This window comes from Vallitaleaceae bacterium 9-2, from assembly GCA_038396585.1.
In the GTDB taxonomy this organism is placed as follows: domain Bacteria; phylum Bacillota; class Clostridia; order Lachnospirales; family Vallitaleaceae; genus UBA1351.
The window spans coordinates 3,538,531-3,560,017 of sequence record CP121691.1 but is presented as its reverse complement, the minus strand read 5'-3'; the positions used below and the strand labels follow the sequence as shown (position 1 = coordinate 3,560,017).

The following is a 21,487-nucleotide window of genomic DNA, read 5'->3' as shown; positions in this document are numbered from 1 at the left end:
AAAAATTGATGGGAAGTTCAATAGGATTTATAGAAACCAGAGGTCTTACAGCAGCATTAGAAGCGGCCGATAACATGTTAAAAACAGCACAAGTTGAACTTGTAGGAACAGAAAAAATCGGATCCGGATTAATTACAGTTGTTGTGAAAGGAGAAGTAGGCGCGGTAAAAGCGGCAACAGAAGCAGGAGCGGATACGGCAAGTCGATTAGGTGAACTCGTTGCAGTTCATGTAATTCCAAGACCTCACGATGATTTAATTAAAATTTTGCCGGTGCTGAAATAATATATGGCGATAGGGATTATAGAGATCCAAAACCTTGTTAATGGATACTTAGCAAGTGATTTGATTATGAAAATGGTTAATTGTGACATCATTCATCATAAGAAAGCATTGGGTGGACGATTAATCACCATTGTCTTTGAAGGCAGTGTCTCTGATCTAAACCTTGCTATGGATGAAATAAAAAAGACGTATCAAGAGACAACGTTATTGAAAGTGGCTGAAGTCATTGCGAATCCGCCAGATGCATTAATGAAGTATTTTGAAAAAGGAGTCTTTCAATGAGTGAAAATACTGTAAAAAAAACAAAGCCAACAACGAAATCACCACAGGAGGTAAAAAAAATTATGGGAAATGCAATTGGTTTTATAGAGACAAGAGGTCTAACGGCGGCATTAGAAGCAGCTGATAATATGCTTAAATCAGCAGAAGTTGAACTCGTAGGTATGGAAAAAATCGGCTCTGGATTAATTACTGTAACAATTCAAGGCGATGTAGGTGCGGTAAAGGCGGCTACAGAAGCAGGATCAGAAGCTGCATCCAGATTGGGAGAATTGATTGCTGTTCATGTGATTCCACGTCCACATAACAACATGGCATCAATTTTGCCAAAAATGTAAAAAACTATGCAAGTTAGTGAACGCATGATTGCCTTAGTCACAACAAGAGTGCTTCAACAGATTACCCAAGAACAAGGGTATCAATATGCCGTGCCTATTGGAATATCCAATCGGCACGTGCACCTAAAAAAAAGCGACGTGGAAATGTTGTTTGGCAAAGGCTATACGTTACAAAAACTCAAAGATTTAAAACAAACAGGAGAATATGCATGTCAAGAGACGGTGACGCTGATAACAGAGCGTCAAGGTAAGACATATAAGATAGACAATGTACGTATTCTTGGCCCTGAACGTGACCAAACCCAAGTTGAGATATCAGCCACCGATGCACGTCAGTTAAAGTTAAATCCACCGGTACGTAACTCCGGAAATCTAGAACGTTCTGAACCGATTACATTACAAGGTCCCCATGGTAGCGTGACAATTGAAAACGGATGCATTATTGCAACAAGACACTTGCACTTATCAACAGAAGATGCAAAACATATGAATATAAAATCGGGTGACGAAGTATCCGTTTTACTTGGTGATGAAAAATCCGGACGTATGGATCATGTCAGTTGTAAAGTACATGAAAATTATGTATTAGAACTACATATCGACACAGATGACGGCAATGCATTTCGGGTTCAAAGTGGAGATATGGCTACGGTCTTATTACCTTAAACAGGGGAGAGGAAGAAGGGATACAATGCGCATTGGAAAAGTCGTTGGAAACATCGTATCAACCAAAAAGCATCAAACGCTCGTAGGAGCTAAGTTTATGCGAGTTGAGCTTGAGACAAAAGAAAATATTATTGCTGTCGATCCGATTGGCGCAGGGATTGGTGATGATGTCATTATTACAGAAGGCCATAACACGATCTATGCACTAAGCAGCGATGTCAAACAACCCGTTGATGCCATTATTATAGGTATTGTTGATGAATGATCATAGGGGTTGGATATCAAAACTAAGGTGGTGAAGAGTTTTGTTTAAGCAAGAAGGAGCGATTGGCATTTTAGAGTACATAACCATTCCACAAGGGATAAAAGTACTCAATGATATTATAAAGCACGTTAATTTATCACATGTTCAGGCAAAAATTTTTCCTGGATCAAAATATATGATTATCATGCAAGGGGAACATGGAAGTATCGAGTATGCAATGGAAATAGGGATGGAGCAAGAAGGCCTTGTTGACATTGGATGGCTTGGAAAAATCCATGACCAATTAGTCCCTGTGTTTAACGAAGAACAAAGCCCGAAGCATGTAGCGGAAAATGTATTGGTTTTTCAACAATTAAGTCATGCAAAAGCCTATGAAGAGTGTAATATGCTCTTACATGGATTTGATTTATCTGTAGTAAAATTCAAACATAACGAGGCGTTAGAAGGTAGTTCCATAGTGATCTTATCAGGAAGCGTTGCAGCGACGCGTGCAGCCAAAGAACGTATAAAATCCGCAGAAATCATTACAAATATAGAACCCTGGATACTAGAAGAAATTGCGAGGTGAATGTATGGAAACGATTCGAATATTAGGCGTCGGTGACCCGGCAGTATATACATATCAAAAAAAAGCAGATACCCTTATTCAACCTATAGAAGATGCCCTTGGGATCCACATTGACTTACAGATCGTCTCTTTTGCTGAGTATTATGAGACCCTAATGGATGCATTTGAACATAGTAAATATGATATTGTCATGGTAGCTGGTCATTTATGGTTACCTTTTTTTGTAGAACAAGGCTATGTAGAGCCAATCTGTGAAGATAAAAAACAAGCACAATTAGACGATGTCCTTGAAACGATAAAAAGTGAGATGTTCTACAAACAGAAGCAGTATCTGTATCCTTGCTTTTGTGACGGACATATTCTTGTCTATCGTAAGAATCGAATCCATGCAGACTTTAAAGATACCGTGAGTATTATAGAAGTGATGAACTATCTACAGACCCAGACGGCGAAGAATCAGTTTGCTCTAAAGGCTCATCCGTCAGAGCTTTTCCTAGATATATTGCCATATTTTCGCGCGTTAGCCATTGAGCCCATTGATGCTATGGGTAGAGTAGAAGAAGATGGCGCGAAGATAGAGCAAGTAGTTAGCCTATATCAAAAAGCGAGTAGATATTGTGAACCTCAAGTTCGAGAGTTTGGTAATGAACAGGTGTGTAGTCGTCTTCAATCAGGTGCAGTGGATATGGCGGTTACATGGGGTGGACAATTGGGTGCAGTTATGGATGCAAGTTGTGTCGAGCCGGAACAGATGGGCTTTGCGGCACTTGAAGAATCTTGGAATGTGACTTGGTCTTTTGGGTTAAATGCCAAGAGTAAGAAGAAGGATTTGGCGATTGAAGTAATGAAAAGGCTGACGGCAAAATCTGTGGATCAAGAAGTAGGGCGAACTTGTGGTAACCCAACAAGGCTAAGCAACTTTTTAGATGATCAAGACCGATACCCATGGTATAGTGTTGCAAAAACGATGATTGAACGCGCAAAGCCTTTGCCCAGTACACCTTTTTTACCGGAAGCAATCAGTGCGTTAACCAGCGCTCTTGATTCTTACCTGCATCACGAAGGAGCGTGAAAACATGCAGTTAAACCTACCAACAATTAATCTGTTTGGAGAACAAGCAATTGAACAGTTATATCATGAATTGGAAAAAAGACAGTGGAAGAGCACGTTGATTATTACCGATGAATATATGCGCGCGAGTAAGACATTTCAACGTATTTTGCATGTGTTTTCCCGGGCAAAGATTAAATTCAAAGTCTTTGATCAAACAAGACCTGATCCAAGTATTGAACTTGTAGAGCAAGCTTGTGGGTATATTAAAGGTGCGCCATGTGACTTTATCCTGACACTCGGTGGAGGATCGGCACATGACCTTGGAAAAGGTGTTGCTCTTTTGAGTCAGACGGATCAATCAATTAAAGCCTTTGTAGGTGTCGATAAAATAGGACACAAAGTGTTGCCGATTGTAGCGATTAATACGACTTCGGGAACAGGATCAGAAGTGACACGCTTTGCTATTATCTCTGATGTCGAGGAAAAGGTTAAGCTAGCGATTATTGATGATGCCTTGATTCCGGCAGTTTCAGTTAACGATACACAAGCGCTTTTATCGATGCCGCCATCCTTAACAGGTGCGACAGGGATGGATGCGCTTACCCATGCGATTGAAGCGTACTTTTCAGTTGATGCCAATGCGTTAACCAATGCCTATGCGGTTAAGGCGATGGAACTTATTGGTGAGAACTTAATCAGCGCTTATATGGATGGAACCAATGTCTTGGCTAGAGAAAACATGGCACAAGCCCAGTTTATGGCGGGTGTAGCTTTTTCCAACGCATCGTTGGGGTATGTTCATGCGATTGCCCATCAGCTTGGCGGACGTTACCACTTGCCACATGGACTGTGTAATGCAGTGCTACTACCGATAGTCATTGATGGTTTAGTAAAAAAGGATAGAAAAATACGATTTGATGCAATTGGAAGAGCGCTTAAAGCGCCAATATCAAGCTATGGAGTTATTGGGAAAATTAAGCAAATGAATAAAAAGTTAAACATACCGGATTCGTTATCGAAGCTTGGTGTAGTAAAAGAGGACTTGAATCTAATCGCAAAAAAAGCATTAGAAGATCCGTGTCGACTCACAAGCCCGGTTCAATTTAATCAAGATGAACTTGTTGCATTACTGATGAAAGGACTATAGGAGGTGTCACTATGAAAACGATAATTATTGGAGGCGTTGCGGCAGGAATGAGTGCTGCAAGTAAGATACGTCGAATGCGCTACGACTCAGAAGTCGTCGTATATGAACGTGGAGGCACTCTTTCCTATGGTGCATGTGGATTACCCTATTTTGTTGGCGATGAAATTGTAGACTCCAATAAAATGATTATACGTACAAAGCCCCAATTTGAAAAAATGGGCATGGATATTCATCTATACCATGAAGTCATTCGTGTGGATGATAAAGCGAAAAAAATTACGGTGAAAAATCTAACGACGGGAGCTGTTTTTGAAGATAACTTTGATAAACTGCTCATAGCCTCTGGTGCCAGTCCGATTATCCCGGATTGGGAAGGAACAGATCACCCGGTGGTTAAGTCGTTATCAACGATTGATGATGGTCAAGTAATTAAGAACATTATAAAAGACAATAACGTGAAAAATGTTGTTATCATAGGCGCTGGATTTATAGGTGTTGAACTAGTGGAAGCCGCGTTGGGATTAGAAAAAAATGTCACGTTGATTGAATTTAAAAATCAGATTTTACCGCATTTAGATAAAGAAATGGCCTTTGAACTTGAGGGAGAACTCAAAAAACAAGGGGCATGCGTTCGATGTAATGAGCGTGTAGAACGACTAGAACCTATCAATGAGCAACAGGTGTATGTACATACCGATAAAAATCAATATATGGCAGACTTGGTTTTAGTCTGTGTTGGGGTACGCCCAAATACGAGCTTTTTGGAAAATACAAGTGTCGAGCGTGCACGTAATGGAGCTGTCATTATAACCCCGGAGATGAAAACCAATGTATCCGATATTTTTGCAGCGGGAGACTGTGCAACAATTTATCATCAAGTCAAAAAGCATGGTAACAATTATATACCCCTTGGAACCAATGCCAATAAACAAGGAAAAATGGCTGGCGCTATCATCTGTGGAGAGAAAGCGAGCTTTACTCAAGCATTAGGTACATCGATGATTAAAGTGTGCGATATGGAAGGAGCCAAGACGGGACTGTCGGAGGCAGAAGCCATTATGGAGAACTTTGACTATAAAACGGTGACCATTCAGGCGTTAAACCATGCGCCGTACTATCCAAATCCGCAGCCAATCAAGATTAAATTAGTGGTTGATGCCAAGTCACGGGCGATTCTTGGGGCGCAAGCCGTAGGTTATGCAGGAACGGCGCTTAGAATCAACACTTTTGCCTTAGCTATTCATACAAAAATTCCTGTCGATGAGATGGGCTGGGTTGATTTTGGTTATGCACCACCATTTGCAGAAGTTTGGGATGCGATGCATGTTGCCTGCAATGCCATGAAATAGGAGGAACTATGAAAAAAATAATCTCGTGTTCAAAAGCGATTGAAACAATAGAAGACGGAAGCTGGTTAGCCATTGGTGGAAACGTATTACATCGTGCGCCTATGGGACTTGTACGCGAAGTGGTACGCCAAAAAAAAGTGTCGCTTAAATTGGTAAAAACGGCAGGAGCACATGATGTGGATGTCTTGGTGCGTGGCGGTTGTGTTGCCAGTGTTGATGCAGGATTTATCAGTTATGAAACCGAATATGGACTGGCTACTTATTATCGTAAAGCTGTTGAAAGTGGACGTGTTCAAGGCAATGAACATGCATGTTACACAGTTATTAGTGCGTTGAATGCAGCGAAGATTGGCGTGCCTTTTATGCCGGTGCGAGGCTTGCAAATTAGTGACCTCATTGAAGCGAATACTTACTTTGATAAAGTGACGGACCCTTTTAGTGGAGAAGAGATTACGGTCGTTAAAGCAATTCGTCCAGATGTTGCCATTATCCATGTTAATGCATGTGATGAAAGTGGTAATGCCATTATTGAAGGACCTAAGTTTGATGATATATTAATGTCAAGAGCGGCAAAACGCGTGATTCTATCAACAGAAAAAATAATATCTAATGCGCAGATTCGCTTAAATCAAGATAAGGTATCGATTCCTGGATTTTTGGTGGAAGCCATTGTTTTGATGCCAAAAGCAAGTGCACCAGGGTCTTTGTCGGGACATTATGAAGTTCAAGATAAAGTTATCCGAGATTTTTTGGCGGATAAAGAAGAAAGTAGTTTTGAGGCATATTTAGACAAGTATCGTGGACAAGATCAAGGCAAAGGTGGTGGATTTTCATGGTAATAAAACAACAACAACAGATGCATCCGGCAGATATCATGGTCGTAACCATTGCGCATTTACTAAAGGATAATGAGAAAGTGTTTCACGGAGTATCTTCTCAGCTTCCGATGGTAGCCATATTATTAGCTAAGGCTATGCATGCAAAAGAACTGACTTATCTGAATATTCCAGGCGGTGTGAATCCCTTAGCACAGCAACTCTCACCTTATTCTTCAGCAGGACATGAGCAATATACCCGTTCGGAAGCGGTTTTTCCACTCGAAGAAATATTTGACCTGTCTATGCGAGGCGAGCTTGATGTGGCTTTTTTGTCAGGAGTACAGTTTGATGTTCATGGCAATGTCAACGCATCCGTTATCGGCGACTATCATAAACCCAAAGTTCGCCTTCCAGGTGGAGCCGGAAGTGCTGTCTTGATACCAACAGTCAAGCGTGCCTTGATATGGCGTAGTAAGCATGATCCAAGAACATTTGTTGAGAAGGTGAACTTTGTGACGACGCGTGGCAATATTGATCGGATTATCACCCCATTAGCTATGTTTAAATTTCAAGACGGACGACTACAACTTGAGGCTATTAGCCCCTTAACAACCATGGAAGAAGTCGTTGCTCAGACAGGTTTTCGTGTGGATACAGATAATGTAGATACCCTTCCTATGCCGACAGCCGAAGAGATGCGTCTGATTCAAAAGATTGATAAAGACGGAGTACGATATAAGGAGTTTAATTAAAAAGTCTTAACGAAAAAAATATAATCATACGTGTTAATATCGCTCTAACAAAGGAAATCAATCCTTTGTTAGAGCTTTTTTCTTAAGGGTATTGACAGAAGGCTTGGAAAAGCATAATATATGACTATAAGTCACATGACCACTAGTCATATAAAAAGGAGAGCGATATGGAGTTTAATTACTTTAGTTATTTATGTTTTGGATGGGCGTTTGTCGGTATCATAACACGTATTCTTATGGTAGGATTAGGAGAACGCTGGAATCGGTGGGAACTTCAGCGAGCCTATGCGAAAAAAAAGCCAAAGTGGATTTATGGTCTTGCGATGGGAGGAATCATTCTTGTAGGGGTAACATGGTATAAAGTTGTTTCCCTTGAGGTGCGTGGAAGCTGGATTATTGCTACCGTACTTTCGTTGACCTTAATCAAGATATCGGCGTTGCTTTTTAATTATGAAAAGTTTCGGCGCTTTGCTTCGGATACACTTAATAATCCAAAGAAAAAGATGAGATTGACTATTTCGGTTTTTCTGATGTCGATAGTATTTATTCTTCTAGGGCTTTTTGTGTACTAAAAAATTCAAAGACAGGAGAACAGTCATGCCAAAAGATACATTTTTTAATTTATCCCAAGAAAAACAGGAGCGGATTATAGAAAGTGCAAAAACAGCATTTTCCAAGAAGCGTTATAGTGCTGTAACTATTGATGCAATCGTTGCTCTTGCAAAGATACCCAAGGGTAGTTTTTATCAATATTTTGACAATAAAGATGACCTGTATAAATACATATTTTATGATGTAGGAAAAGATAAAAAAGAGATGCTCTTAGAAGCTCTAGATCAATACGGTGAGCTTGATTTTTCCAAGATGTTGATGCAACTTATGAATAAGGCATATGAATTTGAGGCTAGAGATAGGCGAATATTTGAATTAAAGCAACGATTTTTAAACGAAGTTCCTCAAGAGACAAAAAATATCATCCTATCTGAACTGGTTCCAGCAACAATGGACCTTTACAAACAGATTATTTTGAAGTATATTCAAAATACAACATTTCGTGAAGACATTGATGTCGAGACAGCAGCATTCATTTTGACAATGGTAACGATGCACATAGATCAATATCCGTCAGCAACAGAAGTTGATCATAGTAATACGTTACTAAAAGTGTGTAAAATATTAGAGAAAGGACTTGTTAAATAGAGGGGTTGTTTCGATATATAATCTGTAATGACGAATAATGCTAACTTGAATAACAGAAGGGAAAATAAAAAATGCGTATTGTACCAACAGAGTTTATACCTGAAAACGCAATCTTGGCAGACACCTTATATACGTTGGATGGGCGTATACTTTTAAAAGAAGGTGCCAAATTAAGCCCGCGTCTCATTGAGAAAATCAATGCGAACAGTATATTCACAGTGTATATCTATGATGAGCACAGTGATAACAAAATAGAAAAAGTGGTTGACCCGCACTTACGTCATCAAGCGATGATGTTAGTAAAAGATATATTTAGTGCGGCCGGCTACAAGGATGCGCAGGGAGAGTGGAAGCCAAAATCCATATATGAATTTATGGACCCTTTGAAAAAACTGGCAGAAGAGATTATCTATGAATTGAGTTCTGCTAAAGAGGTACAATTAGAAACAATTGACATCAAAAATGTAGACAACTATTTATATAGTTCTGCAATCAACACAGCTATTTTGTCGGTGCTTATAGGCTGGGAAGCCGGACTGACCAATGAGATGATTCAGCATGTTTTTATGGGAGCTATATTTCATGATATTGGGATGGCGCTCATTGATTCAGGGATTACCTACAAAAAAGGTGAATTGACACGAGAAGAAAAAATTGAAGTCATCATGCATCCTAGAAAAGGCTATGAATATTTAAAAGGACAAGCTTTTTTAAGTGCATATGTTAAATCCATTGCACTGCAACATCATGAACATTTGGATGGGTCAGGATATCCCAATCGTGTAGACAAAGAGGGAATTCATCCATTGGCGCAAATTGTAGGTATTGCAGATGTCTATGACGCAATGACTTCGGATCGCCCGTATCGAAGAGCTTTGACTGCCATTGAGGCAATCGAAGGCATTATGGGAGGCGCAGGGCGTCACTATGACATGAACTTGGTGAATATTTTTGTAAAAAAAATCAATCCATATCCAACAGGATCGCTTGTGAAGTTAAATACAGGTCAGATTGCTGTCATAGATAGTGTTCCCAAAGGTTTCCCGTTAAGACCGGATATCCGAATTATTCATGGGAAAAAGGGTGCCTATACATATGAATCTGTCAATCTTCGAGAGAACAATAGTATAACAATTTCGGATGTACAATATAGTTTAGATTTTTAATATTGCCATCTGAAGTGTATTTAATAGATGGAGGGGTAACGATGAGAATTGATGCATCAAAAACATTTTTAGAAACAATGCCAAAGGATGAGGCGGTTAGACAAACGGCAATCAACAGCAAAGGTGAGACGGTCTATTATGCAGGACGCTCTGTATTAAATAATAGTTTGATAGATGATCGGCGCGAATTTGGTCGCAATCAGGCAAAGCAAGTACTTAAGGGAGTCTTTGAAACCGATAAGAAAGTGGACCAACAGTTGCGTGCATTTCGTGAAAATATTAAGCAATCATCAGATCAGATAGCAAGTCTGAACAAAGAAATTGACGAGGTTGATTTGCGTCAAAAAGAGCTTATGGAGATGTTTGATGTAAAGCCGGGAGACCAAGAATTTGAAGATTTGATGCTATTAAACAAAGAAAGAATTTATAAGAAGTATGGATATAACGATGAAGAGATGCAGGAGTTCTTTTCAGAAGATGAAATAGAGCGCCTAAAACAACTCAATGAAAAAGGATTGTCGGAGTTTCAAAAAGCGGCGATAGACAATCAGGAAGCGCGAGAGCTTTACAAAAAACAAAAAATGGAGCATCAGGAAATCATAAAAACATCAACACATGCCATTGATTCTATCTTAAGGCAAAAATTAAAAAGCCATCCAATGGTAGATGCACAAGAAGCCGCAGAAGATATTGTTGAATTGACGGATAAAAGTATTATGAGTATGCTTATTAATGAAGGTGTTGAAAAGATTGAAAAAGAAGCAAAAGAAAATCAAGAAAAAGTAGAAAAAGCCCAAGAAGAAAAGCAAGAAGAGGAAGAAAAAGAAGAAACAGATCTAGAGATAATTAACGACAACTCAAAAACAAAGATTAGAAATAATAAAAATGAAGTTGTTAATAATATGTTAGATGTAACTCAGGCTCAAATAGAGATTAGCAAGATTATCGATGATATGCAGCTGATGAAAGAAGATTTAAAAGGGCTTGTACTTGATAAAACATTGTAACTATTTCATGAAACTCTATTGAAAATGTATAGTGGATGATTGACAATTTGTCCATCATCCGTTATAATTTGCTTAAAAGTATATACGTATATAGTTTTGGAGGAAATATGAAAGTTACTATAAATGATATTGTTAAACAATCTGGCTTATCCTATGTCACCGTGTCAAAAGCAATTCGTAATCATCCTAGTGTGAAGGAAGAAAATCGCCTAAAAGTCATGGACGCCATGAAGACACTGGGCTATGTACCAAGTGCCGCAGCAAGAACCCTTGTCACAGGTAAGACAAATGTGATTGCGGTTATGATTTCTGATTTAGGCGACGGGTTTTATGATAGCATCATTGAAGCGTTGAATCGAGAATTTTTTAATAATGGATATCTAGTGACATTAAGCATTTGTAAAGAAGACGATCGGGAAAATATTGCTTTTCTAGAACAAAAGCGTGTGGATGGAGTAATTATCATGGCACCGTTTAAAGAAAAGCTTTTTGCTCAGGTACTGGAAGAACAGAAAGTACCGTATCTTATTATAGATAATCAGACAGCCGATTTTGGAAGCTATTCGATTTTATCGGATAATGAAGAAGGCGGATATATTGCAGCAAAGTACTTGCTGGATATAGGTTTGAAAAAGATTGGACTCATTGGTGGAGAAAAAGCATCATCTTCGACACAAGATCGATATAAAGGGGCGCTAAAAGCGCTTAAGGAGGCAAGGACAGAGCCTTATTGTACAAAGTATGGACATTATGACCAGCCGACAGGATACAAGACAATTAAAGAATGGGTAAAAAAAGAGCAGATTCCTGAAGCAGTCTTTGCTTTTGATGATCATATTGCCCTTGGTGCGATTAATGCACTAAAAGATTGTGGATTAAGGGTGCCTCAAGATGTGAGTGTCATTGGATATGATGATAGCATCTTGGCTAACCATTATCAGCCACAGATTACCTCGATAAAGCAACCGGCAGAAAAAATGGCAAAAAAAGCAGTCGACGAACTCCTTCGACTTTTAGAAGGAAAAGAAAAGCCGACAGGAAATGCAAAAATGGTACCTGCACTTTGTATTAAAGAATCAACCAAGAATAATTGAGGAGAACATTCCTAGACAAGAACAAATCAAATTCATATATACAAAAGTAAAAGGAGAAGAAAAATGAAAAAACTCAAAGTAGCAATCATCGGCGCTGGAAGTACATATACACCTGAACTTATTGAAGGGATGATTATGCGTAAGCAAAGCTTGCCAATTACCCACTTGGCTTTAATGGATATTGACGAGACGAAGCTAGAGGTTGTGGGCAATCTTAGTGAGCGAATGATTGACAATGCCAAGCTTGATATTGACGTTCTACAAACAAAAGATCTTGATGAAGCATTAAAGGATGCGGACTTTGTCTTGGCACAAATACGTGTAGGAAAACTGGCAGCAAGGGTACTTGATGAACAGATTCCTCTAAAATATGGATTCATTGGACAAGAGACAACAGGGATTGGCGGTTTTTTCAAGGCACTAAGAACAATACCTGTCATGATGGATATCGCCAAAAGAATGGAGCAACTGTGCCCCGATGCATGGTTAATTAATTTTTCCAACCCATCAGGAATTCTTGCAGAAGCATTGCAAAATCATACAAAAATCAAAACGGTTGGCTTATGTAATGTACCCATTAACATGTTCTCTGAAGTTCATGAAGGACTAGGAGAAGAAGGCTTGGATATTGAATACTTAGGTCTTAATCACTTAAGCTATATCACAGGAATAAAAAAAGGAGACAAGGATTTGTTTCCTCAAGTATTAGAACAAGGGTTTAATGGAAAAGGTATGAAAAATATACCTGTAAAAGGTTTTAGCACGAATTTGATACAAACAATTGAAGCCATTCCATCACCCTATTTAGAGTATTTTTACTTTAGAGAAGAAAAGCTGGAACATCTTCGCCATGAGGAAAAGTGCCGTGGAGAAGTTTGCATGGATATTGAAGAAAGCTTATTGGAGCTATATAAAAAGCAAACAATCAAGACAAAGCCCAAAGAATTAGAAAGTCGTGGAGGTGCAAGATACTCTGAAGCAGCTATATCGTTAGTGGATTCCATCTATAACGACACAAAAGACATTCATGTGGTTAATGTACGTAATCAAGGCGCCCTAAGTTTTATGGAGGATGATGACGTGGTGGAGATGGCTTGCGTGGTTGGAAAAGATGCGGTTAAGCCGATAGCGATTCCTGGATTTGATAACGACCATGTAAAGGAAATGATGCAATGCGTCAAAGCATATGAGCGCCATACGATTAAAGCAGCATTGACCGGATCAGACGCCGAAGCCATGAAAGCACTACTTATTCATCCTTTAGTCGGAGACTATCAAAAGGCGTATGACTGCTATGAAGAGATGAAGCAAGCACATAAGAAATATTTGAGTCAATTTCAATAAAAGGGGAAAGCATAGAGATGAAATTATTATTAGGTGTTGATGGTGGTGGAACTAAAGCGGATTATGGTTTGTTTACAAAAGAAGGGGAACTCATAGACTACTTACATACAACAAGTCGTAGTCATGAAAGCCTAGCTGGTGGTTTTGAAGAGGCAGAAGTCTTGATGCTTAAAGACTTAGACTACTTAATGCAAAAGCATGGGATTAACCCATCGGATGTAACAGCCGCTTTTGGATTAGCGGGAATTGATACTCCGGCTCAGCGAAAAATTATTGAAGCAAGTATCCAAAAGGTAGGGTTTGCTGATTTTGTAGTTAGTAATGACTCGGTACTTGGAATAAAAGCAGGGTGCCCTTCAGGAATAGGCATTTGCTCGATTAATGGGACAGGAACGGTAGCCAGTGGAATTAATGAGCAAGGGGATATCCTACAGGTTGGTGGAATAGGAATGGTAACAGGGGATTATGCAGGTGGTGGATTTTTATCCACCCTTGCAGTTAATTCAGTCTATAACTACTACGAACGCTGTGGAGAGTATACGGTTATGGTTGAACGTATCATGAAAGTAATGGAAGCAGATACGGCGCAAGACCTTTTAGAACGCATCTATCATAAGTTCATTCAATGTCGCGATCAAGATAAGATGATTGTGACCATATTGATGGAATCCGCACTAGAAGGTGATAAGATAGCCGCAGATATTGTCAAAAAGGCGGCCCTAGAGATGGCGAAGTCGGTATCAGGATGTATTCAACACCTGGCGTTTAAAAAAGAACCGGATGTTGTTTTAGCGGGATCGCTTTGGACGAAAGTAAAAAATCCATTAATGTTAGAGACTTTTATTGAGAATGTACATAAATATTCAGGGTATGCAATTAAGCCGCGTATCTTAGATGTCGTTCCTATGGTTGGCGCGGTGATTTGGGCACTAGAACTATCTCAAAATGCACCGGCGACACATGAACAAAGAGAGTGTATTCGAATGAATATGAAAAATCATATATCTGCAAAAGCATTAAAATAAGTATATATAGTTTTCCTTTTTTTTGATATAATTACATGATGTCATGAATTAGACGCATCGATTGCAGGTGCACTCAAAAAAAAGGAGGACGATTAAGTATGACAAATCAAGTTAGTGTTGAAAAAGTAAGAGAAGATGCAGAAAATCTTTTTAGAGAAGGTAAGTTCTATTGCTCAGAGGCAGTGATTTCATCTATTCGCAGTAATTTTGAACTGGATGTACCAGAAGAAGTAATTGCCATGGCATCCGGATTTCCGGTCGGTATTGGAAAATCAAAATGTACCTGTGGTGCAGTATCCGGAGGTGTCCTTTCTTTGGGGCTTGTCTTTGGACGCACAACAGGGTCTTCGCCAGCAGATCCATTGAGTGTGAAAACACTTGAGCTTGCTAATGAACTTCAGGCTCATTTTAAAGCCAATCACAAAGTGTTATGTTGCAGTGTTCTAACAAAAGGAATGGATATGGCTAGTGGCGAACATAAAAGTCAATGTGTTGCCTTTACAGGGGAGATGGCGGCAAAAACTGCAGAAATCATTTTAAACCATTGGGAATATGCCAGAGAAATGAGGCCCTTAGTATGAGAAGATTCTTAGAAAAAGTGCCGTATCCAATTGCAGGATTGATGCTGGCATATGCGGCGCTTGGAAATCTACTGGCAAAGCCCATTGGCTCAAATGCAAAGCTTGTGTGTGCAATACTTGCAAGCTTTATTCTTGTTGTTCTTATTCTTAAGATGATTATTCTACCCAATTCAATCAAAAAAGCATTCGGGATACTTCCGGTGGCAAGTGTTATGGCAACGTTGCCAATGGGGATGATGCTACTTTCGGTTTATGCAAAACCCTATGTAGGAATTGTTGCCATGGTGCTATGGGCGCTGGGGCTAACGTTAAATATTGGTATCATCATCGCCTTTTCAATAAAATACCTTGTTCCCTGGAATATTAAAAATGTATATGCAAGTTATTTTGTAACTTATGTGGGTATCGTGTGTGCCAGTGTAACAGCAAAAGCATTTCATATGGACGTTGTTGGTGTTGGTGCCTTTATTTTTGGACTAGTAAGCTATGGCATATTAATTCCGATAGTTTTTTGGCGCTATATAAAATACCCGATACAAAAAGAACCTTTAAAGCCTTTGATTATTATCTTTGCAGCGCCTGCAAATCTATTAGTTGTCGGCTATGTACAATTGGGGCTTCAATGGTCAAACATGCTATTGACTGTTTTGTGGTGCATTGGTATTTTAACCACGCTCTTTGCATGGGTACAATTGCTTCGATTATATCGATTGAAGTTCTATCCAAGTTACTCCGCATATACATTTCCTTTAGTTATCGGTGCGACATCAACGATGCAGTATTTTAACTATATAAGTAGAGCACAAACCGGTCTTGAGTGGATTGGATATATAGGGAAGATACAAATGGCAGTGTGTACTTTTGCAGTTTTTTATGTAACGCTTCGATATGCAGCTGCATTGTTTTTTACGCGAGCAGTAGAGCCAGAAGTAATGGATGCAAGACCTGCTAGATAAATCGGTGGTACCTTCGCCCTTTCAAAAAGATTTGAATATCTAAGCATTCAAGAGTATAATAGGTTGAAAGGCAGAAACTATGGAAGATGTAGCACCATATCAAGGAGGACACACATGAGTTTTAAATTTGTTCAAAACATTCAATCGCCGGAAGAGATTAAGATGCAACTCCCGGTATCTAAAGCTTTTGTTCAAGCAAAGATTGAGAGAGATAAAGAAATACAAGATATATTTAGAGGCAAATCAGACAAGTTTTTAATGATTGTCGGACCATGCTCTGCAGATAATGAAAAATCAGTCTTAGATTATATTGAGCGATTATATAAAATACAAGAACAAGTAGAAGAAAAGATTCTGATTATTCCAAGAATATATACAAATAAACCACGAACAACAGGAGAAGGGTATAAAGGAATGCTTCATCAGCCAGATCCATTGGAAAAAGCGGATATGGAAGCTGGAATTAAAGCAATGCGAGCAATGCATGTAAAAGCAGGAGAGCTTACTGGTATGTCGAGTGCAGATGAGATGCTCTACCCGGATAACCATGAATATCTTGATGACATATTAAGTTATGTGGCTGTAGGCGCTCGAAGTGTAGAAAATCAACAACATAGAGTCACGGCAAGTGGCATTGATATTCCGGCAGGTATGAAAAACCCTACAAGTGGAGATACGTCCGTTATGCTCAATGCTATCAGAGCAGCTCAGATTGGACATAACTTTATCTATCGAGGTCAAGAGGTTAGAACCGAAGGGAACCCTTTTGCACATGCCATCATGCGTGGATTTGTGAATCAATATGGACGCAATATTCCAAATTACCACTTTGAGGATTTAAAATATTTGATTGAGCAGTATTTGGAGCGCGATCTTAAGTATCCAAGTATCATCGTAGATGTTAACCACTCCAATTCCAATAAACAGTTTCAACAACAGCCTCGTATTGCTGATGCAATCATGCGAAATCGAAGTTATGATTCAGATTTAAAACAATATGTCAAAGGAATCATGGTTGAAAGTTATATTGAAGGTGGAAGTCAAAAAATTGACGGTGGAGTTTATGGAAAATCGATTACTGATCCATGTTTGTCCATTATGGAAACACAACGAATGATTTTAAATATTGCTGAAAAGTTATAAGGATGATTTAAAAGGTAAAGGAGAGATGAGTGATATGAAAAAACTTGGAAAAGTCGTAAGTTATATTTTGCTGGTGCTAGGTGTAGCGAACATGGTTTTTCTTCTTACTCGAATCAAAAAAGCCATAGGATTAGCGAGTAGTTACGAACTTATATCAACATTTGGGGAGAAAAGTGTTGATATGTCAAAACAGCCAGAGATTATTAGCCTTGGAGCTATGTTCTCAGACACAACCCTAGATTATACGCAGGCAAAAACACGAAGAGAGCCCTATGTATTAGAGCTCATGGCTTCCTATGCGGGAGTCAAGGTACTTGTGCCGGAAGAGTGGTATGTTGAAACCAACGGTAAGTTAAAATTGTCAGGTATTGAAAACATGACCATGACATATGAAAAACGTGTGCCGGATCTGATTATTGACCATGACTTGGTGTTTGCAGGTCTAGAAATTAAAGTCATATAAGGCACTTATGCGTGAGGGTTTTGTTTAAGAAAGTTAATAAAGGCATCAACAAGTTGGGGGTCGAGTTCGGCCCCTTTTTGCTTGTGTAAAAAGGCGAGTGTAGTATCAAAATCTTCTTCGTCAGATTGAAAATCATTGACAAAGGTTACATAGTTTTCAACAATATGTAAAATGCGCGCTTCAATTAAGATTTCTGTACCCTTTAATCCCTTAGGATAGCCTTCGCCGTTCCAATTTTCATGATGCTCTAAAACGATTTCTGCATAAGCTTGGGTCTCGCTGGCAGCGTTTAAAATACGATAGCCTATTTCGGTATGACGAGCAACGACATCAAATTCCTCAGGGGTCAATGCGTGCATAGGCTTTTCAACAAGTTCGCGAGGAAAAGATACCTTTCCAATATCGTGCATATACGCTGCATGGTGAAGATGTTCGATATTGATTGTATCAAGATTTAAGTACGTGGCAAACGCGATACTATACTTTTGAACATCAAGTGCATGTTGATGCTCCAAGGGAAAGTGTTCTTTTAGGTGGTTTAATATTTTCTCTATAGCTAACGAACGAAAAACCTGAGATTCTGTTAATTTTTTGGTGTACATGGTTTCATCAGAAGTATTCAAAATCTCTATAATGGATTCGCTAGGCATATTTTTCGTTTTGATTCCATAGGAAATGGACAGTGGGACAATACCAACATCTGGTTTTTCAATGGAGTCATATAGGCGCTTAAGGACAAGTTTAGCTTCGAGCGTATTGGTTTTTGGAAGAATAATAATGAATTCGTCTCCGCCATAACGGGCGGCGACATCGCTTGTACGCAGATGATGGCGTATAATCTCGGCAAGCTTTTTCAGATAACTATCTCCAATAGCATGTCCAAAAGCATCGTTAATCAGTTTTAAACCATTCATATCAATCATGACCAGACTTATAGGTAGATTATGTGAATTGTCCAAACGTTTTAGTGTTTCTTCAAAGTAACGACGATTATAAAGTCCGGTTAATTGGTCGTGATAACTTAGATAGACGATGGTATTTTGCTGGTCCAGCAAAGATTTGTTTAACTTTTGTAGCGCTTGAGTGCGCTTCGCTACTTTTTCTTCTAAAGTTTCCATTTGAGTGCTAATCGTATCGGCCATCTGGTTAAACCCTTTGGCAAGACGACCAAACTCATTGTCCTGATAGGAGTATACGCGTAGATTGTGATTGCCTTCAGAGTACGCTTGGGTTATATTGGTAAGCTCAATAATAGGTTGCAATACTTTTTTGTTGCGTTTGCTCCAGGCATAGCTTGAAAAAACAGCCAATATCAAAATAAGAATAAGAGCAACCAAAATTGTCGTATAGTATGTCTTTATGATAGGGTGGGTAGGAATTTCAATGACAATTAACCAGTCCAATCCATAAGACGAATAGGGGACGATGCGTAAAAAAGTCTCCTGTGGCCAAGCGTTGGCAACATAGTTGCCTTCACCGGTTTGCTTATAGTGGTTAAGAGCATCAATAGCTTCTTGACTTCCTAGACTGGAAAAAGGAATACGTTCAAAATAATTGCTAGACATCTTATAATTGGCAAGCCCTAAAGAGTTGGCGATGACAAGTTCGGAGTCTGCTTCGATAATATAGCTGTCACCTTTGTATATAGTTGCATAGGTATGCATTTGTTCATTGAGACGATTAAGGGTAAAGTGGGCACCAAGGACACCTAATAAATTATGTGCATCATCAAAGACAGGCGCAGAAATAGATAGCGCCAAATCATCCATAACAAAATGTTTGTATATAGGAGAAAAAACAAGAGAAGAATTGTTTTGATTTAAAGCCTCGGTGTACCATGGGCGGGATCTAGGGTCAAACACAGGATTGGTCAGGATTTTTTCGCCGCGATTATAAGTGGTATCAATACCATAATAGATGGAATGAAAATCTGTTGATTCATCAGCCAACATGATTTCGATAGAACCGTTTTCTCCGCGTCGAGCTCCATAGTAATAACCGTCAGGTGTACCCATAGAATAACTATAGATATGGTCAGGAGCGATATCTAAAGCGCTAACAAAATAAGGATCGCGCTGTGCACTATCCGTAATATCAATAGCCTCAGTATTTAAAAGTGTTTGTCCAAATTTAATGATATGAACAGGACTAGTTAGAACTTCTTCGACTTCTTCTAATAGATTGGATTGTGCTTCGTGTTGAAGCGTGTCAATTAATTGATTATTAGATGTTGTCCAAGCAAAAATCAAGACGGAACTAACAATAATCAAGGTTGAAATTGAAAGAATTAAATAGGAAATATTTAATGTCTTAATAACCGATTGCGTTTTTTGCTTCATACATGTCACCCCTCTGTGCACAAAACTATGAACATATTTCAATTATACGCTAATACGTTAGGAAATGCTATAAGTATAGAAGAAAAATAGTGAATTCATCGATAGAAACATGTATAATAAAGAAGTGAATGGAGTGATCCTATGGAAAGTAAAAATGTTATAACACATATTCAAGACAATGAAGCCAAGAAGAAAGTGCTTGACGTTTTTGATGAGCTGAATCTGCTGGATCTAAGTATTGATGACTATGAAGAATTTTTTCATGCATTAATCCACATAAAGCCCTATTTGTTTATGGTTGAGATTAATTCACTTGAAGATCCATATATTAAAGTCATTCAAATCATAAAAAAATCCGTGCTTACACGTTCGACACCAATTGTTGTACTTAGTAAAGCAAAAGATGAAGCGCTTTATCAAGAGCTAAGTAAGCTGGATTTGATGGGGATTATTCAAGCTCCTTTTCATAAAGGGGTTATGCATATTGAGATTCGTAATGCGCTTAATATGCTTAAAAATCAAAGATTGCTGGATAATACCCAGGACTTACAGGCGGTTCAGTCGGTGATGATCTCTAGCTTAGCTTCCTTAACAGAATATAGAGACCCTGAAACCGGTGAACATATCAAACGTACACAAAATTATGTCAAAGCGTTGGCGATTACCTTAAAGCGTCAAGGTTTTTTTGTCGATGAATTGACACCGGAAAATATAGAAGCCATCTATATGTCGGTTCCGCTACATGATATTGGAAAAATTGGAATACGGGATGAGATTTTACTTAAACCCGGACGACTGACAGAAGAAGAATATGAAGAGATGAAGCGTCATACCACACTTGGATATGAGGCAATTAATAAAGTTGGCAGTAAACTAAAAAATAATGACTTTTTAAACTATGCGGCCGAAGTTGCTTATACCCATCATGAGCGTTATGACGGAACCGGCTACCCTAGAGGGCTTAAAGGAGAAGAGATTCCTCTTGTAGGGCGACTGATGGCAGTAGCAGATGTATATGATGCGCTGGTTTCAGAACGTATATATAAGGTGGCCATGACGCATGATGAAGCGATGGATATTATTATTACTGAGCGAGGAACGCACTTTGATCCATGTATTGTTGATTGCGCCGTCGGTCTTGAACGTACATTTAGAAATATAGCGCAGACATATTCAGATACAGAACCTGATGATAATCGGCACCATCTATTAGAACGGATACATCGACAGGGACACTTAAATCGAATACTGATTGTTGAAGATAGTCGGATTGTACGCCGAGTTATGGAAAACCAGTTTTTATCGTTGGGGATTAATGTTGATGTTGCCATTGATGGTCGTGAAGGACTTGATAAGATTGTGCATAATTCTTACGATTTAGTGCTTTTAGATATTGAATTACCCAAGTTAAATGGTTATGAGATGGTCGAAGCGGTTAAAAAGCGTCAAGAACTTCCTGTCATTATTGCGATGACAGCAACAGATTATAGTGTGACACTGCATGAAATCAAAGCGATGGGAATAGCTGGATTAATACTTAAACCAGTTGATTTGGAACGCTTAGGAACGAAGTACGCAGAGATTCTTCGCAAAACAAAATCAAGACAGCTGCTAAATGAGGATGGACGATAATCGATTCAAAATAATAT

At 39.0% G+C, this 21,487-nt stretch carries 24 protein-coding genes; 23 read left to right on the top strand and 1 reads right to left on the bottom strand.

Features of this window, described 5'->3' with window-relative positions; translation table 11 throughout:
* The first annotated feature begins 5 nt into the window (after window positions 1-5).
* The 22 genes from QBE53_16205 (at window position 6) to QBE53_16100 (ending at window position 17,499) form a co-directional block, all read left to right on the top strand.
* Window positions 6-284 (top strand): BMC domain-containing protein, encoded by a 279-nt coding sequence (locus tag QBE53_16205; protein WZL81319.1) that lies wholly within the window; start codon window positions 6-8, stop codon window positions 282-284.
* A gap of 3 nt (window positions 285-287) precedes the next feature.
* Window positions 288-566 (top strand): BMC domain-containing protein, encoded by a 279-nt coding sequence (locus QBE53_16200; GenBank protein ID WZL81318.1) that lies wholly within the window; start codon window positions 288-290, stop codon window positions 564-566.
* 62 nt (window positions 567-628) lie between these two features.
* A complete protein-coding gene (locus QBE53_16195; GenBank protein ID WZL83332.1) occupies window positions 629-901 on the top strand; it encodes a BMC domain-containing protein in 273 nt (90 codons plus the stop codon).
* Between the two features lie 6 nt (window positions 902-907).
* Complete coding sequence (pduL, locus tag QBE53_16190; protein ID WZL81317.1) at window positions 908-1,567, top strand: phosphate propanoyltransferase; 660 nt, start codon at window positions 908-910, stop codon at window positions 1,565-1,567.
* A gap of 25 nt (window positions 1,568-1,592) precedes the next feature.
* A complete protein-coding gene (locus QBE53_16185) occupies window positions 1,593-1,832 on the top strand; it encodes a EutN/CcmL family microcompartment protein (GenBank protein ID WZL81316.1) in 240 nt (79 codons plus the stop codon).
* A gap of 40 nt (window positions 1,833-1,872) precedes the next feature.
* Window positions 1,873-2,400 carry a BMC domain-containing protein gene (locus QBE53_16180; GenBank protein WZL81315.1) on the top strand — a complete coding sequence of 176 codons (528 nt, stop codon included), beginning with the start codon at window positions 1,873-1,875 and terminating at the stop codon, window positions 2,398-2,400.
* Window positions 2,401-2,404: 4 nt separating this feature from the next.
* Window positions 2,405-3,472, top strand: a complete 1,068-nt coding sequence (locus QBE53_16175) for an extracellular solute-binding protein (protein ID WZL81314.1) — start codon at window positions 2,405-2,407, stop codon at window positions 3,470-3,472.
* Between the two features lie 4 nt (window positions 3,473-3,476).
* Window positions 3,477-4,601, top strand: a complete 1,125-nt coding sequence (locus tag QBE53_16170; protein ID WZL81313.1) for an iron-containing alcohol dehydrogenase — start codon at window positions 3,477-3,479, stop codon at window positions 4,599-4,601.
* 11 nt (window positions 4,602-4,612) lie between these two features.
* The gene (locus QBE53_16165) at window positions 4,613-5,950 is read left to right on the top strand and encodes a CoA-disulfide reductase (protein WZL81312.1); all 1,338 of its coding nucleotides are present in this window, start codon (window positions 4,613-4,615) and stop codon (window positions 5,948-5,950) included.
* Window positions 5,951-5,958: 8 nt separating this feature from the next.
* Window positions 5,959-6,789, top strand: coding sequence for a CoA-transferase (locus QBE53_16160; protein WZL81311.1), 831 nt, complete (start codon window positions 5,959-5,961; stop codon window positions 6,787-6,789).
* Entirely contained in the window at window positions 6,783-7,520 is a 738-nt protein-coding gene (locus QBE53_16155; GenBank protein ID WZL81310.1) for a CoA-transferase, read from the top strand. Before QBE53_16160 ends, QBE53_16155 begins: the two co-directional genes overlap by 7 nt.
* A gap of 167 nt (window positions 7,521-7,687) precedes the next feature.
* Window positions 7,688-8,092 carry a hypothetical protein gene (locus QBE53_16150; protein ID WZL81309.1) on the top strand — a complete coding sequence of 135 codons (405 nt, stop codon included), beginning with the start codon at window positions 7,688-7,690 and terminating at the stop codon, window positions 8,090-8,092.
* Window positions 8,093-8,117: 25 nt separating this feature from the next.
* The gene (locus QBE53_16145) at window positions 8,118-8,720 is read left to right on the top strand and encodes a TetR/AcrR family transcriptional regulator (GenBank protein ID WZL81308.1); all 603 of its coding nucleotides are present in this window, start codon (window positions 8,118-8,120) and stop codon (window positions 8,718-8,720) included.
* Window positions 8,721-8,791: 71 nt separating this feature from the next.
* Window positions 8,792-9,886, top strand: a complete 1,095-nt coding sequence (locus tag QBE53_16140) for an HD-GYP domain-containing protein (GenBank protein ID WZL81307.1) — start codon at window positions 8,792-8,794, stop codon at window positions 9,884-9,886.
* Between the two features lie 41 nt (window positions 9,887-9,927).
* Window positions 9,928-10,893 carry a hypothetical protein gene (locus tag QBE53_16135; protein WZL81306.1) on the top strand — a complete coding sequence of 322 codons (966 nt, stop codon included), beginning with the start codon at window positions 9,928-9,930 and terminating at the stop codon, window positions 10,891-10,893.
* 107 nt (window positions 10,894-11,000) lie between these two features.
* A complete protein-coding gene (locus QBE53_16130) occupies window positions 11,001-11,987 on the top strand; it encodes a LacI family DNA-binding transcriptional regulator (GenBank protein ID WZL81305.1) in 987 nt (328 codons plus the stop codon).
* A 63-nt stretch (window positions 11,988-12,050) separates the two neighbouring features.
* Window positions 12,051-13,331: a 6-phospho-beta-glucosidase gene (locus tag QBE53_16125; GenBank protein ID WZL81304.1), complete on the top strand. Its 1,281-nt coding sequence runs from the start codon at window positions 12,051-12,053 to the stop codon at window positions 13,329-13,331.
* Window positions 13,332-13,348: 17 nt separating this feature from the next.
* Entirely contained in the window at window positions 13,349-14,356 is a 1,008-nt protein-coding gene (locus QBE53_16120; GenBank protein ID WZL81303.1) for a BadF/BadG/BcrA/BcrD ATPase family protein, read from the top strand.
* A gap of 98 nt (window positions 14,357-14,454) precedes the next feature.
* A complete protein-coding gene (locus QBE53_16115) occupies window positions 14,455-14,937 on the top strand; it encodes a C-GCAxxG-C-C family (seleno)protein (protein WZL81302.1) in 483 nt (160 codons plus the stop codon).
* The gene (locus tag QBE53_16110; protein ID WZL81301.1) at window positions 14,934-15,893 is read left to right on the top strand and encodes a TDT family transporter; all 960 of its coding nucleotides are present in this window, start codon (window positions 14,934-14,936) and stop codon (window positions 15,891-15,893) included. Before QBE53_16115 ends, QBE53_16110 begins: the two co-directional genes overlap by 4 nt.
* A 114-nt stretch (window positions 15,894-16,007) precedes the next feature.
* Window positions 16,008-17,036: a 3-deoxy-7-phosphoheptulonate synthase gene (locus QBE53_16105; GenBank protein ID WZL81300.1), complete on the top strand. Its 1,029-nt coding sequence runs from the start codon at window positions 16,008-16,010 to the stop codon at window positions 17,034-17,036.
* A gap of 34 nt (window positions 17,037-17,070) precedes the next feature.
* The gene (locus QBE53_16100; GenBank protein ID WZL81299.1) at window positions 17,071-17,499 is read left to right on the top strand and encodes a hypothetical protein; all 429 of its coding nucleotides are present in this window, start codon (window positions 17,071-17,073) and stop codon (window positions 17,497-17,499) included.
* Between the two features lie 5 nt (window positions 17,500-17,504).
* Here QBE53_16100 and QBE53_16095 read toward each other — a convergent pair whose 3' ends face one another.
* A complete protein-coding gene (locus tag QBE53_16095; GenBank protein WZL81298.1) occupies window positions 17,505-19,838 on the bottom strand; it encodes a diguanylate cyclase in 2,334 nt (777 codons plus the stop codon).
* Between the two features lie 141 nt (window positions 19,839-19,979).
* On the opposite strand from QBE53_16095, the gene QBE53_16090 reads away from it, so the two are divergent.
* Complete coding sequence (locus QBE53_16090; GenBank protein ID WZL81297.1) at window positions 19,980-21,470, top strand: response regulator; 1,491 nt, start codon at window positions 19,980-19,982, stop codon at window positions 21,468-21,470.
* Window positions 21,471-21,487: the final 17 nt, after the last annotated feature.

Excerpts from the sequence above, each read along its gene's own strand:
- QBE53_16095 (WZL81298.1), bottom strand. The coding sequence starts at position 19,838 with ATGAAGCAAAAAACGCAATCGGTTATTAAGACATTAAATATTTCCTAT.
- QBE53_16175 (WZL81314.1), top strand. The coding sequence starts at position 2,405 with ATGGAAACGATTCGAATATTAGGCGTCGGTGACCCGGCAGTATATACA.
- QBE53_16140 (WZL81307.1), top strand. The coding sequence starts at position 8,792 with ATGCGTATTGTACCAACAGAGTTTATACCTGAAAACGCAATCTTGGCA.
- QBE53_16145 (WZL81308.1), top strand. The coding sequence starts at position 8,118 with ATGCCAAAAGATACATTTTTTAATTTATCCCAAGAAAAACAGGAGCGG.
- QBE53_16185 (WZL81316.1), top strand. The coding sequence starts at position 1,593 with ATGCGCATTGGAAAAGTCGTTGGAAACATCGTATCAACCAAAAAGCAT.
- QBE53_16090 (WZL81297.1), top strand. The coding sequence starts at position 19,980 with ATGGAAAGTAAAAATGTTATAACACATATTCAAGACAATGAAGCCAAG.
- QBE53_16110 (WZL81301.1), top strand. The coding sequence starts at position 14,934 with ATGAGAAGATTCTTAGAAAAAGTGCCGTATCCAATTGCAGGATTGATG.
- QBE53_16125 (WZL81304.1), top strand. The coding sequence starts at position 12,051 with ATGAAAAAACTCAAAGTAGCAATCATCGGCGCTGGAAGTACATATACA.
- QBE53_16115 (WZL81302.1), top strand. The coding sequence starts at position 14,455 with ATGACAAATCAAGTTAGTGTTGAAAAAGTAAGAGAAGATGCAGAAAAT.
- QBE53_16150 (WZL81309.1), top strand. The coding sequence starts at position 7,688 with ATGGAGTTTAATTACTTTAGTTATTTATGTTTTGGATGGGCGTTTGTC.
- QBE53_16160 (WZL81311.1), top strand. The coding sequence starts at position 5,959 with ATGAAAAAAATAATCTCGTGTTCAAAAGCGATTGAAACAATAGAAGAC.
- QBE53_16105 (WZL81300.1), top strand. The coding sequence starts at position 16,008 with ATGAGTTTTAAATTTGTTCAAAACATTCAATCGCCGGAAGAGATTAAG.
- pduL (WZL81317.1), top strand. The coding sequence starts at position 908 with ATGCAAGTTAGTGAACGCATGATTGCCTTAGTCACAACAAGAGTGCTT.
- QBE53_16100 (WZL81299.1), top strand. The coding sequence starts at position 17,071 with ATGAAAAAACTTGGAAAAGTCGTAAGTTATATTTTGCTGGTGCTAGGT.
- QBE53_16165 (WZL81312.1), top strand. The coding sequence starts at position 4,613 with ATGAAAACGATAATTATTGGAGGCGTTGCGGCAGGAATGAGTGCTGCA.
- QBE53_16195 (WZL83332.1), top strand. The coding sequence starts at position 629 with ATGGGAAATGCAATTGGTTTTATAGAGACAAGAGGTCTAACGGCGGCA.
- QBE53_16200 (WZL81318.1), top strand. The coding sequence starts at position 288 with ATGGCGATAGGGATTATAGAGATCCAAAACCTTGTTAATGGATACTTA.
- QBE53_16120 (WZL81303.1), top strand. The coding sequence starts at position 13,349 with ATGAAATTATTATTAGGTGTTGATGGTGGTGGAACTAAAGCGGATTAT.
- QBE53_16170 (WZL81313.1), top strand. The coding sequence starts at position 3,477 with ATGCAGTTAAACCTACCAACAATTAATCTGTTTGGAGAACAAGCAATT.
- QBE53_16155 (WZL81310.1), top strand. The coding sequence starts at position 6,783 with ATGGTAATAAAACAACAACAACAGATGCATCCGGCAGATATCATGGTC.
- QBE53_16135 (WZL81306.1), top strand. The coding sequence starts at position 9,928 with ATGAGAATTGATGCATCAAAAACATTTTTAGAAACAATGCCAAAGGAT.
- QBE53_16130 (WZL81305.1), top strand. The coding sequence starts at position 11,001 with ATGAAAGTTACTATAAATGATATTGTTAAACAATCTGGCTTATCCTAT.